Source organism: Rhodococcus sp. NPDC056960 (assembly GCF_042674125.1).
In the GTDB taxonomy this organism is placed as follows: domain Bacteria; phylum Actinomycetota; class Actinomycetes; order Mycobacteriales; family Mycobacteriaceae; genus Rhodococcus_F.
Genome location: NZ_JBHURF010000055.1, coordinates 19,967 through 31,272 on the forward strand (window position 1 = coordinate 19,967; position 11,306 = coordinate 31,272).

Annotated in this window: 12 protein-coding genes; 6 read left to right on the forward strand and 6 right to left on the reverse strand. The window is 66.0% G+C overall.

Annotation, left to right across the window (positions count from 1 at the left end):
• Positions 1–56 precede the first annotated feature (56 nt).
• Positions 57–950: a LysR substrate-binding domain-containing protein gene (locus tag ACFTWF_RS43420; protein ID WP_378467234.1), complete on the forward strand. Its 894-nt coding sequence runs from the start codon at positions 57–59 to the stop codon at positions 948–950.
• A 7-nt stretch (positions 951–957) separates the two neighbouring features.
• Here ACFTWF_RS43420 and ACFTWF_RS43425 read toward each other — a convergent pair whose 3' ends face one another.
• A complete protein-coding gene (locus ACFTWF_RS43425) occupies positions 958–1,161 on the reverse strand; it encodes a three-helix bundle dimerization domain-containing protein (protein ID WP_378467235.1) in 204 nt (67 codons plus the stop codon).
• A 272-nt stretch (positions 1,162–1,433) separates the two neighbouring features.
• Between ACFTWF_RS43425 and ACFTWF_RS43430 the strand changes: the two genes are divergently transcribed.
• Positions 1,434–1,964: a hypothetical protein gene (locus tag ACFTWF_RS43430; RefSeq protein WP_378467236.1), complete on the forward strand. Its 531-nt coding sequence runs from the start codon at positions 1,434–1,436 to the stop codon at positions 1,962–1,964.
• A 43-nt stretch (positions 1,965–2,007) separates the two neighbouring features.
• Here the strand turns inward: ACFTWF_RS43430 and ACFTWF_RS43435 are convergent, their stop codons facing one another.
• On the reverse strand, positions 2,008–3,060 hold the full coding sequence (locus ACFTWF_RS43435) for an Ldh family oxidoreductase (protein ID WP_378467237.1): 1,053 nt from the start codon (positions 3,058–3,060) through the stop codon (positions 2,008–2,010).
• A 59-nt stretch (positions 3,061–3,119) separates the two neighbouring features.
• Positions 3,120–4,514 carry a CitMHS family transporter gene (locus tag ACFTWF_RS43440; RefSeq protein ID WP_378467245.1) on the reverse strand — a complete coding sequence of 465 codons (1,395 nt, stop codon included), beginning with the start codon at positions 4,512–4,514 and terminating at the stop codon, positions 3,120–3,122.
• 177 nt (positions 4,515–4,691) lie between these two features.
• Here ACFTWF_RS43440 and ACFTWF_RS43445 point away from each other — a divergent pair, with 177 nt between their 5' ends.
• Both ACFTWF_RS43445 and ACFTWF_RS43450 read left to right on the forward strand, forming a co-directional pair.
• The gene (locus ACFTWF_RS43445) at positions 4,692–5,825 is read left to right on the forward strand and encodes a 2-methylaconitate cis-trans isomerase PrpF family protein (protein WP_378467238.1); all 1,134 of its coding nucleotides are present in this window, start codon (positions 4,692–4,694) and stop codon (positions 5,823–5,825) included.
• A gap of 71 nt (positions 5,826–5,896) precedes the next feature.
• Positions 5,897–6,592: a GntR family transcriptional regulator gene (locus tag ACFTWF_RS43450; RefSeq protein WP_378467239.1), complete on the forward strand. Its 696-nt coding sequence runs from the start codon at positions 5,897–5,899 to the stop codon at positions 6,590–6,592.
• 108 nt (positions 6,593–6,700) lie between these two features.
• On the opposite strand, the gene ACFTWF_RS43455 is transcribed toward ACFTWF_RS43450, so the two are convergent.
• The 3 genes from ACFTWF_RS43455 to ACFTWF_RS43465 form a co-directional block, all read right to left on the reverse strand.
• Positions 6,701–7,183 (reverse strand): carboxymuconolactone decarboxylase family protein, encoded by a 483-nt coding sequence (locus ACFTWF_RS43455; protein WP_378467240.1) that lies wholly within the window; start codon positions 7,181–7,183, stop codon positions 6,701–6,703.
• A 109-nt stretch (positions 7,184–7,292) separates the two neighbouring features.
• The gene (locus ACFTWF_RS43460) at positions 7,293–8,459 is read right to left on the reverse strand and encodes a hypothetical protein (protein ID WP_378467241.1); all 1,167 of its coding nucleotides are present in this window, start codon (positions 8,457–8,459) and stop codon (positions 7,293–7,295) included.
• Positions 8,459–9,409, reverse strand: coding sequence for a metal-dependent hydrolase (locus ACFTWF_RS43465; protein ID WP_378467242.1), 951 nt, complete (start codon positions 9,407–9,409; stop codon positions 8,459–8,461). The genes ACFTWF_RS43460 and ACFTWF_RS43465 overlap by 1 nt, the downstream gene beginning before the upstream one ends.
• A gap of 177 nt (positions 9,410–9,586) precedes the next feature.
• Here ACFTWF_RS43465 and ACFTWF_RS43470 point away from each other — a divergent pair, with 177 nt between their 5' ends.
• Both ACFTWF_RS43470 and ACFTWF_RS43475 read left to right on the forward strand, forming a co-directional pair.
• Complete coding sequence (locus ACFTWF_RS43470; protein ID WP_378467243.1) at positions 9,587–10,240, forward strand: TetR/AcrR family transcriptional regulator; 654 nt, start codon at positions 9,587–9,589, stop codon at positions 10,238–10,240.
• On the forward strand, positions 10,233–10,973 hold the full coding sequence (locus tag ACFTWF_RS43475) for a GntR family transcriptional regulator (protein WP_378467244.1): 741 nt from the start codon (positions 10,233–10,235) through the stop codon (positions 10,971–10,973). The genes ACFTWF_RS43470 and ACFTWF_RS43475 overlap by 8 nt, the downstream gene beginning before the upstream one ends.
• The last annotated feature ends 333 nt before the right edge of the window (positions 10,974–11,306 follow it).

Sequence of the window (11,306 nt, forward strand, 5' to 3'; positions counted from 1 at the left end):
GTGAGCTACATTGAGTCCTCGGGCTCGGGCCCACCTCGAGGCAAAGGAGTGGATCGATGTTCTCCCTCGCACGGCTGTCGTGCTTCATCGCCGTAGCGGAGGAGTTGCATTTCGGTCGCGCCGCGGAGCGCCTGCACATGACGCAGCCGCCGCTGAGCCGTCAGATCCAGCAGCTCGAAAGCGAACTCGGCGTGCAGTTGATCGACCGCACCAGCCGCTCCGTCACCCTCACCGCCGCCGGTGCGGCGTTCCTGCCCGATGCCCGGCGGATCCTGAGCCTGTCGGAGAGCGCCGCCCTCACCGTGCGACGAGTGCCCGCCGGTGATCTCGGCACCGTCGTCGTCGGATTCACCGGCGCCTCGGCGCACGCGGTGTTGCCGCGGTTGCTCGGTGCCGCGCGCGAGCGGCTGCCCGACGTGAAGATCGTTCTGCGAGAGATGGTCACGTCCGTGCAGATCGAATCGCTGATCAGTGGTGAACTCGATCTCGGGCTGATCCGTCCGATCCTCACCCGGCCCGGCATCGACACACGGCCGATCCATCACGAACGTCTCATCGCCGCACTGCCGGCCGGTCATCCGCTGGCGGATGCGGAGGAATTGGCGGTGGAGGATTTCGACGACCAACCCGTCGTCATGTATTCACCCGTCGACGCGCGCTACTTCCACGAACTGCTCATCAGCACGTTCACGATCGTCGGGGCGTCCCCGCGGTACGTCCAGTACGTCACGCAGGTGCACACCATGCTGGTGCTCGTCCGTTCCGGGCTGGGCATGGCCCTCGTCCCCGAATCCGCGCAGACGATGCACCCGGAGGGGGTCGTGTTCCGGCCCGTCTCCGCCGTCCGCGACCGGCCGGTGCAGATGAATGCCGCCTGGCGCTCGGACAATCGGAACCCCGCACTGCGCAGGCTGATGGAGGACGTCCTGCCGCAGCGCGAATGGGAATGACTCCTGGTCAGGAACCGGCGAGGGCTGCGATCTTCCGCTTGGCGGCCCGTTCGACCAGCAGCGGCACGAAGTCGCGCACCGTTCCCGCGGCGAATTCCGTGTGCACCTCGTGCACGATCTGCTCGACCGTCCGGTGCGGGAGGTCCGTGTGGTTCGCGGCGAGTCTGTCGACGACCTGCTCGACCTGACGGCTTTCTTCGTCGGTGGACATGGCCGACCCCTTCCGGTATTCGGGAGACCCGAAATAGTTCTGAAACAACAATTCCCGGCGAACGCCGACATGACCCCACTACCTGGGCATCGTAGAATTTTCCCACAGAGAAAGTTGAATGTTCAATTCTCGCCGGTGTGAGTTGCGTGACTTCGCATCACCGGCTGTGGGCTCGGAGACGCGGATTCTCGCCGAACCCGTAGTCGTGCGGGACGGTGGCGTGGCATCGTCGACGGTATCGCCCTCTCGACAGGCCCGGAACGGAGCTTCTCGTGACATCCTCGCGCGCAGATCGATACGGACGCACCTTCACACCCTTCCTGCTGGCGACGCTGGTCGCCGTCGCCGGATGCTCGAACTCCGATGATGCCGCGGAGAGTACGACCGTGGCGCCCCCGGGCAGCCCCCTGCTCGCCGAGGTCGCCGAACAGATCGACCTGCCTTCGCAGGCGTGGACGGCGTCGGGGACCCACACGGCCAAGGGGTACACGAGCGACACGGCGGAGACGACGAGCGGCCCGGGTATGAAAGCCGACTGCGACAACATCAACCTCAACAAGAAACTCGCCGCCGACTTCCGCAGCGACGTCTTCGGTGACGGCGTGAAGGGCTTCTTCTACCGGTGCGAAAACATCGCCCCGGACACCAACAAATACTGGTTCACCATCAGTTCCGCCGACCGGTCACAGATCGACAGGCTGTGCGACCCCGCCGCGACGTACCCGATCGTCTTCGACGACCAGCACGACACCTACTGGATCGACGAACCCTTCACCTGCGAGAGCAGGGAAGGTCCGTCCTAGAGCGTCGGCACCCGACCAGTCGACTGTGGCACGACGCGGAACCTCAGACCGGCATGGGGATGCCGGTTTCTGCGGCGAGTTTCTCGAGGTCGGCCCGGGTGAGGTCGGGGAGGAGGACACCGCCGGCGGCGAGGCTGGTGGCCTCGTTGTGTTCTTCGATCTCGCCGGGGTAGTAGATCTCGTCGGCACCGTCGGCGAGGGGGGTGGACTTGACCTCGTCGATCAGCTGCCGGACCGAGGCCAGGTAGTCCGCGGAGGGGCCGAGGTGTTCGGCGTTGATTGCGACCATCAAATGTCCTGCCCCGCTGTGCTTGTCCGCCTGGTAGGGGCCGTTCACCCGGGTGCCGGTCTGGCTGCCGGTGAGGGCGCCGGAGAGAATGTCCATCATGAAGGTGATGGCGTAGCCCTTGTGGCCGGCGATCGGTTGGATGAGTCCTTCGAGCGCGGCGGTGGGGTCGGTGGTGGGGTTGCCGTCCGGGTCCAGTGCCCAGGAGTCGGGGATCGTTTCGCCGCGGTTGCGGGCGAGGTAGATCTTGCCGCGGGCGACGGCGGTGTTGGACAGGTCGACGGCAACGGCGCCGCCGTCGGTCGGGGCGGGTGCGGCGATGGACCACGGGTTGGCGCCGAGCACCTTCTTCTTCCCACCCCAAGGGGCCATCGCGGGGCTTGCGTTGGTGGTCAGGATGGACACGCAGCCGTCCTGGGCGGCGCGCCGGGTGTAGTACATCGCGGTGCCGAAGTGATTGGAATTGCGCACGCCGACCACCCCGACGCCGTACTCGCGGGCGCGGGCTACGGCCTCGCGGCGCGCGGTGTCCGCGAGCACCTGTCCGAGCCCGTGGTGACCGTCGAGGACCAGCACCGCGCCGCCGTCGAGCACCGTCTCGGGGGTGGCGTCGGCCCGCAGCACCCCGCTGCGCAGACGTGCCGCGTACCAGGGCAGCCGGAGCGTTCCGTGCGACTGATGCCCCCACAGGTCGGCTTGCACGAGGCTGTCGGCGACGAGCGCGGCGTCATCGGCCCCGACCCCCAGCGATCGCAGCACGGCGCCGGCGAAGTCGATCAGGTCAGCGGGTTTGATGCGGATGTCATTCACAGTCGAATCCTTCTCTGCGCAGAGTGTTTTCGGGTTTGTCGAGCGTTCTGGCGGCTGGGTCAGCCGGGGATGGCGGCGGTGGCGATGCCGACCGCGAGCATGACCAGGCCGGCGACGCACGCTCGCCAGGCCGCCTTCTTCTGATGGTCTCCGAGTTCGACCTTCGCCAGGCCGACGAGCAGCAGGGTGGCGGCGATCAGGGGGCTGGAGGTGTGCAGGGGTTGCCCGACGACGGCGGCGCGGGCCATTTCCTCCGCGGTGATTCCGTAGTGCGAGGCGGTCTCGTTGAGGACCGGCAGGACGCCGAAGAAGAAGGCGTCGTTGCTCATGAAGAAGGTGAGCGGCAGGCTCAGGACGCCGCAGACCACGGCCAGGTGCGGGCCGAAGGCATCCGGAATGATGCTCACCAGCCACTGCGCCATCGCCTCGACCATCCCGGTGCCCGACAGCACGCCGGTCAGAACAGAGGAGGCGAACACCAGCGCGACGACGGACACCACACTCGAGGCGTGGGCCTTGATCTGATCGCTCTGCTCCGACACGCGGGGGAAGTTGACGATCAGGGCGATCGCGGTGGCGATCATCAGCGCTACCGGGGGCTCGATCAGGTCGAGGACCAGCATCGCCATCGCCGCGAGGGTCAGCGCAAGGTTCACCCACACCAGATTCGGCCGGGCCTTCGGGCGATGGAGATGGTCGGTGCTGTCGATCGGCAGTTCGGCGAAATCGGAACCCTCGTAGTCCGAGTCGTCCGACGGCCCACTGGCGCGGCGCTTTCCGGTGGATGCACCGGCACCGACCTGTTCGGCGGCCATGATCTTGTCGGATTCGAGAACGAGCATCCCGAGGCGTTTGCGTTCGCTGCGGCCGAGGAAGTAGGCCATCACGATCACCGACAGCAGGCTCACCGCGATCGCGGGGATCATCGGCACGAAGATGTCGATCGGGGACACCCCGAGCGCCGCGGACGCGCGTGAGGTCGATCCACCCCAGGGGACGGTGTTGAGGACACCGTTGGAGGTGGCCGCGACGGCGGTCAGGATCGCCGGGCTCATCTTCAGCCGGTGGTACAGCGGCAGCAGTGCCGACGTGACGATGATGAACGTGGTCGATCCGTCGCCGTCGAGGGACACCACCGAGGTCAACAGCGCGGTTCCGACGACCAGACGCATCGGGTCGTTCTTGACGAACCGCAGGATGAGCCGGATCAACGGGTCGAACAATCCGACGTCGATCATGATGCCGAAGAACGTGATCGCGAAGAACAGCAGCGCCGCGATCGGTGCCAGTTTGAGGACCGCCTCCATGATCATGTCGCTCAGGCCCAGGCCGGCGCCGGCGAACATGCCGAAGATGGTCGGCACGATGATCAGGGCGACGACCGGCGTGACCCGCTTGGTCATGATCAGGTACATGAACGCGGCGATCATCGAAAAACCGAGGATGACGAGCATCACTGCCCTTCCGTCGTAGTGGTGTGCAACACTGTATACCGTGTCGAGTGCATTTGGGAATGCTCTTTCGGATGCGCACGCCCCGGATCGCCCGGCACACTATGGCGAGGCCTTCCGTGAGGTGGGTGCCGCCGAAAGGAACGCGTCCATATGCCCAACACATCGATGAGGTCAGACATGCATCAGCGTTATGTCCCAGCAACATTCGTCCGCGGCGGCACCAGCAAGGGGCTGTTCTTCCTGGCGGCGGACCTGCCGGAGAATCGAACCGAACGCGACGCGTGGTTCCTGTCGGCGCTGGGAAGCCCCGACCCGAACGGCCGCCAGCTCGACGGGATGGGCGGCGGCCTGTCCTCGTTGTCGAAGGTCGCCTTCATCGGTCTCAGCGAACATCCCGACGCCGACATCGACTACACCTTCGCCCAGGTCGCGGTCGACCAGCCGGTCGTCGATTACGGCGCCAACTGCGGCAACCTCGCCTCGGCCGTCGGCCCGGTCGCCGTGGAAACCGGCTTGCTCGACCTTCCGGACGGAACCGTGTCGGTGCGCATCCACGCCACCAACACCGGTCAGTTGATCACCTCCACCTTCGAGGTGCGGGACGGCCGTGCCGTGATCAAGGGCGGCCTCGCCCTTCCTGGGGTCTCCGGGCACGGCGCGCCCATCCAGCTCGAATTCCGCAACCCCGGCGGCTCGGTCACCTCCGGCCTGCTGCCCACCGGCGCGGTCCGCGATCAGCTGCACGTCGACGAGGTCGGCATCGTCACCGCATCCCTGATCGACGCGACGAACCCGGTGGTTTTCGTCGAGGCGGCGGCCGTCGGCCTCACCGGCTGCGAGACCCTCGACGAACTCGACGCCGACCGGGACCTGATGGACCGACTCGAGCGGATCCGCCGCGCCGGCGGTGTTGCCATGGGCCTGGGTGAGTCGAGTTCTACCGTCGGACTGGCCAATCCGAAGATCGCTGTTCTCGCACCCGCGCAGGATTTCACCGCGTTGGACGCCACCAGGATCGGAGCGGTCGAATACGACATCTCGATCCGCATCATCTCCATGGGCCGCTGGCATCGCGCCGTCACCGTGACCGGTGCACTCTGCCTTGCGACGGCCGCCGGCATCGACGGCACTCTCGCTGCCGACCTCTTCGCCGCCGGAACCGGCCGGCCGCTGCGCGTCGGGCAACCGTCCGGGGTGGTGACGGTCGCCGCCTCGACCCGCCTGGACGGCGAGAGGTGGGTAGCCGAGAGTGCTTCGCTCTTCCGTACCGCCCGGATTCTCATGCGAGGCGAGGTCGGAATTCCGTCCTGACGTGCGGGTTCGCGATCACGTGCAATAACGCACTCGTTATGGCATACGAAACAGTGCGCTACCATGTATGCATGGCTGCTGCGAGCAAGAGTGACCGCATCTACGAGGAGGTGCGGTCCGACATCCTCTCCGGCGCACTCGTTCCCGGGGAGAACCTGAGCGTGGTCATGCTCAGCGAACGCTTCGATGCCTCGCGCACCCCCGTGCGGCAAGCCTTGCAGCGACTGGAGGCGAGTGGCTTGCTGTCACTGACCGATCGGCAGGGAGCCCGAGTTGCTCCGATATCGATCAAGAGCGTCCACGACCTCTTCGAGCTGCGCCGCCTCGTCGAGTGCCAGGCGGTCGGATCGGTGGCCCGGGACGCCGCCGACGACCCCACCACCCGGCACGCTTTCGAGGCGATCCGCGACGAATTGAACGTGTTGGAAGGTGGGCAGCCGTCGGACGATCGGCGGACACGCTTCTACGACGCCGCCCAGCGCTTCGATCAGACCGTCGTCGATCGCACGCGAAACGCGCACTTGGCCAGGGTCATTGCCGATCTGCGTCCGCACGGAGCACGACTGCGGATCATCTCGCATTCGAGTTCGAACCGACTCGACGCGTCGCTGCGCGAACATCAGAAGATGTGCGATGCCATCATCGCCGCTGATCAGGACGGCGCAGCGCGGGCCTGCGCCGAACACCTCCAGCAGACGGAGAACACGATCCTCGAAGCGGTCCTGACGTCCGCGCGAGGCGCAGCGGGGACATCCCTCGATATCTGACGTCCACCTTCCAGGCGCCCTTCCTACGCCTCGGTTGACGGGGTGACCCCCCGATTCGGCGAGCGACACGTCACCAACCTCACCTGACTGCGCTGTCGGCGGGCTACCTCAGAGCGTCAGCTTGCACGTCTGGCCGATGTCGAGCACCCGCAGCACCCGACCCGTTCCCAGCCACAGAGCGCAGGACAGCGCCAGGTCGGTCAGGATTTCGTCGGAGAAGTGCTCGTGGCATCGCGCCCAGAAGTCCTCGTCGTCGCGCAGCGTCGTGTGGTCGGTGGCGAACCGGTAGGCGAATTCGGCTGCCGTTCGTTCCTCGGCGCTGTATCCGGGCCACGACTCCCACTCGAGGACGTGCTCGTAGAAGTGCTCGTCGATACCGACGTCGGCGGCACTGCGGTCGCGGGTGCCGAGGCACACGGCGCACTCATTGGCCTCGGCGATCGCCATGCGAGCGATTTCCCGAACCCGTAACGGTAACCGGTTCCGGTTGTACACGGCATCCGTGAAACCGCCGAGCGCACCACCCAGCTCCGGCGAGATCGACAGCCAACCTGCCACGTCATCGTCACTGTAGCTACCTACTCGACTCATTCCCGAATGCTACAGCGGGAGGCGTCGCAGGCGGTAGATCTGATACGTGTTCTATTGATGACGTGCGTGGAGGGAGCTCGACATCCCGGCGATAACTTGCTTAGCTTGTTCAGCTGCGATCCAGCGAGTGGGACACACCATTCGCGTGCTGAAAGCCTGGAGCGCGTGCGGTCTTCGCGCGCGGCACCGTGAAAGTGGCGGTGACGCAGAGGATTGCGATCGCGAAACAGGCAATCGTGTACCAGAGGTTGCCGATGGGATCGCCGTTCGTCGTGACACCGCCGACGGCATCGAGGTAGTCGGGCAACGCGGTCACCCACAGCACGCCCAGCACGCCGAGGTACACGACGCTGTAGACCCGGACGAAGTCGTTCGAGTACGCGGGCACGTCCGACGTTCCACGGCGCAGCCGTGCCCACTGCCGGGCCAGGATCGGGATCGCCACGAGGGCGACGGCGACCAGTTCCACCGCGTAGACGATTCCGCGAACCGTGGTGCTGCCGATTCCGAGGATCGTCGCCGGGAGCGGAAGGACGAACGTGCCCGCCGAGGCGAGGAGGCCGATCACGATTGTGCGCCACACCAGTTCGAGTCCGGTGAAGGTCCGGCCCCGGTCGGCGTGGCGACCGACGAAGAACTGGACGCACAGGGCCAGCGACATCGGCCACAGGGCCGCGAACACCACGACGCTGGGCAGCGGGACCGAGTCGAACATGGGCTGATTGATCGGGTTGCCGGTCGACCATTCCCACCATCGCAGCTGCGGCCCGAGTTGGTCGAAGATCTCGTAGAACGCGTGGTGCACGAAGCCCACGCAGATCGCGCCGACGATCACACCGTACTTCCGGAAGACACCGAGCATCCGGACGATCTCGAATGCCAGCGTGGCCATCAGCGGATAGATCGCGATGATGTACAGCGGTAGCCGCCCCCACAGGAAGTCGACCGTGAACACGTTGTGCGCGAACATCGTGTCCACGTGCTGTTCGATCCCGAAGGCGGCCGGAAAGTACAGCGGCGGTTCGATGACGAACAGGTACGCGGTGGCACCGAACCAGAGAGCCAGGGTGGTCGGATCACCACCACGGCGCGAGCGCCGGATCGCGAACACGAGCGCGAGCACCGACCCGACGACGACGGTGAGCTCGAGCACCGGCAGTGTCCAGTTCTCCAGCGCGAACGGGTTCCGGACCTCCACGAGTCCGCCGGCCTCGGCGCACGAGAAGCCGAGCGCCGCCGAGAGCTGGTCGAAGGTGGGTGAGCACAGATCGGACATCAGTTGGCCACCGCCGGAAGGGATTCGGCCTGCCGATCGCGCGACTCCGCGGTGTACCAGCGGGTGCAGTCGTAGCCCGCGTCGTATCGGCGGAACCACTCGTCGGCGAGCGCCGGCAGCTTCTCGTGGGTGGGGTCGTGCTTTGGCAGCTGACTGCGGACGATGCCGGCGAGGGCGGTGAGCTGTTCGCCGAGCGGGAGGCCGTCGAACGCGCGCGGCATGGCCCCTTTGCTCAGGTACGGCGCGAACGACGTCAGCAATTTCTGCTTGGTGCGGTGTGTGGCGAACATCGACATCGCGTCGACCTTCCGTTCCCGGATCGGGACGTGCTGGTTGAAACCGGCGCTCGCGATCCGCATCACCTTCATCACGTGGGCGAAGATCGACGGAGCCATCCTCATCCGATACAGCTCCTCTCCGACAAGGGAATTGAAGATGATCAGCGCCGAGCTCCGATGCTCGACCTCCTCGACGAAGTGCCAGATGAACAGGGATGCGACCCGGTCGTCACCCGGCCGGAAGAGCGTCGCGTCGTGGTCGAGCATCAGCTTGAACACGGGCGTGAAGGTGGCCTCCAGGTCTGCCGTATAGGCGAGTCGGTAGTTCAGACTCGTCGCCTCGGTGAGGAGGTCGAACTCGCCGATCACCGCGTCGAGCGTGTTCTGCAGTCCCGGGTACTGCTTGATCAGGGCCTTGACGTGCTGGCGGTGCGCGGTCGAGTGGTGCCCCTCCTGCCGCATGAACGCCACGGCCTCGTCCGCGACCTCCGGGTCGGACATCAGCGGCTTGGCCTGCATGATCGCCTTCACGATCATCTTCTCGAAGCCGACGGCCAGGAACGAGATCGCGTTGGACATGCTCGACCAGGCCGGGTTGTCCGGGTTCCAGAGGAACGGGACGTCCTGTTCGTCGAAGGCGAAGTCCATCTTTCGGGGGTGCAGGTCGGACATGGGCGATACCTCGTCTCGTACGGCATGAGTGGGCTGCGGCCTCGGTAACGACACCATACACACAGAACGACCTCTGTATGATCAAGATTTCGTAGATCCCCGAAACGCGGGCCGGACGCGAGACGTGCCCGCGGTAACCTCTGAGCTCAGGTCGGTATGACAGGCAGGGGACGGGCAGTGGCAGGCAGGCGGGGGTGGGGCGGCAGTCCGCCCGCGAGCGACGAGGAAGCGTCCCGGCGCATCGTCGCCGCCGCCGTCGAACTGATCGGCCGGAAAGGCACGGCGATCAGCATCGCCGACGTCGCGGAATCGCTCGGCGTCATCCGCCAGACGGTGTACCGGTACTTTCCCAGCACCGATTCCCTCCTGCGCGCCGCCGCCATCGCCGCGGTCGACGGGTTCCTCGACCGCCTGACCCGGCACCTGGCCGGCATCGAGGATCCGGCCGACGCCGTCGTCGAGGCCGTGATCTACACGCTCCACGAAGCGCCCCGCATTCCGCAGCTCGGCATCATGCTGTCCGGTTCCCATTCCCATGCCGAGGGGATCACGTCCGACGAAGCCCTCTTCTTCGGAATGGCGATGATCAGACGTTTCGACGTCGACTGGGACCGGCACGGCTACGGTGAGCAGGACCTGCGTGAGCTCGTCGAATACCAGCTGCGGACGATGCAGTCGTTCTTCATCTCGCCGGGAAACCCGCCGCGAAGCCAGGACGAACTACGTGCCTATCTGCGGCGGTGGGTGGGAACGACCGTCGCCGTCCCGCGCAATCGACGGGGCGACCCGCCGGATCCGCGCGGCGCCGGAGTACGCTCGCGGGGTGTCTGAGCAGGGCGAGCGGGTGAATTCGGGACCGGGTGGTCTCCGGTTGCCGCCGTTTGCCCCGGGGTCGCCATCCGGGTCCGTCGTGGCCGCGCCGCTGGCGGATCAGGTTTTCGACACCCTGCGGGGTTGGATCGTCAACGGGCAACTGCCGCCGGGCCACCGGCTGGGCGTGCGCGAACTCTCCGAGATGGTGGGCACCAGCGCGATGCCGGTGCGTGAAGCGGTGCGCGGACTCGTCGAGGCCGGACTCGCCATCCACGAACCCTACAAAGGCGCCCGCGTCCGAGGACTCGACGTCGGCGAGCTCGAGCACGCCTACGACGTGCGTATCCTGCTCGAGGGTGAGAGCGCCCGGCTTGGGGCGTTGACTGCGGAACCCGTTGTCGCCGAACGGATGCGCGAGCACTGGGTCGTCCTCCAGGAGGCTGCTCGCGACGGGGACGTGACCGAGGCGCTCCGGCGAGACGAACTCCTGCTCGACGCGCTGTACGTCGCCACCGGCAACGACATCCTCTGCGACATCATTCACGGCTTGTGGGACAGGTGCCGCCCCTACAAGATGCTCTGGGTCAGTGATGCCGCACAGCGTGGGGACATCGACATCTGGCATTACAAGCCCGAACTGATCGCCGCTGTCGAGGTCAACGACGGGGCCGAAGCGGAACGGATCCTGCGGCGGTCGTACACGGCCGCGAAGAGCTCGCTCCGAGCGCTGCTCACCAGCACTTCTCGCTGAGCGCACATCACTCAGAAAGCCGATCTCGGCTCGTTTCCCGAGGTTCCGCGCACATAAACCCAAGCGATATTTGATCAAAAATCTTCGATAGAAACCTTGACTTCGATATTCGATCAAATCTAGAGTGGTTCGCATCACACCGGCGGCAAGCCCGATCCAGCATTTGGAGGTTCATTTCATGACCAGCACCCACGGACTCGTCGAGCGAGAACTGGTCCGACTGGAGTCGACTCCTGCGACGGCGCCGTATTCCGCGGCCACCGTCCTCGGCGATCTGGTGTGGACGAGCGGCGCGCTTCCGGTCGAGGCGGACGGCACCACCTCGGAGGACTT

Bases quoted from the DNA above. Each gene is read 5' to 3' on its own strand.
- ACFTWF_RS43420 (WP_378467234.1), top strand. From the start codon at position 57: ATGTTCTCCCTCGCACGGCTGTCGTGCTTCATCGCCGTAGCGGAGGAG.
- ACFTWF_RS43425 (WP_378467235.1), bottom strand. From the start codon at position 1,161: ATGTCCACCGACGAAGAAAGCCGTCAGGTCGAGCAGGTCGTCGACAGA.
- ACFTWF_RS43440 (WP_378467245.1), bottom strand. From the start codon at position 4,514: ATGCTCGTCATCCTCGGTTTTTCGATGATCGCCGCGTTCATGTACCTG.
- ACFTWF_RS43445 (WP_378467238.1), top strand. From the start codon at position 4,692: ATGCATCAGCGTTATGTCCCAGCAACATTCGTCCGCGGCGGCACCAGC.
- ACFTWF_RS43450 (WP_378467239.1), top strand. From the start codon at position 5,897: ATGGCTGCTGCGAGCAAGAGTGACCGCATCTACGAGGAGGTGCGGTCC.
- ACFTWF_RS43455 (WP_378467240.1), bottom strand. From the start codon at position 7,183: ATGAGTCGAGTAGGTAGCTACAGTGACGATGACGTGGCAGGTTGGCTG.
- ACFTWF_RS43460 (WP_378467241.1), bottom strand. From the start codon at position 8,459: ATGTCCGATCTGTGCTCACCCACCTTCGACCAGCTCTCGGCGGCGCTC.
- ACFTWF_RS43465 (WP_378467242.1), bottom strand. From the start codon at position 9,409: ATGTCCGACCTGCACCCCCGAAAGATGGACTTCGCCTTCGACGAACAG.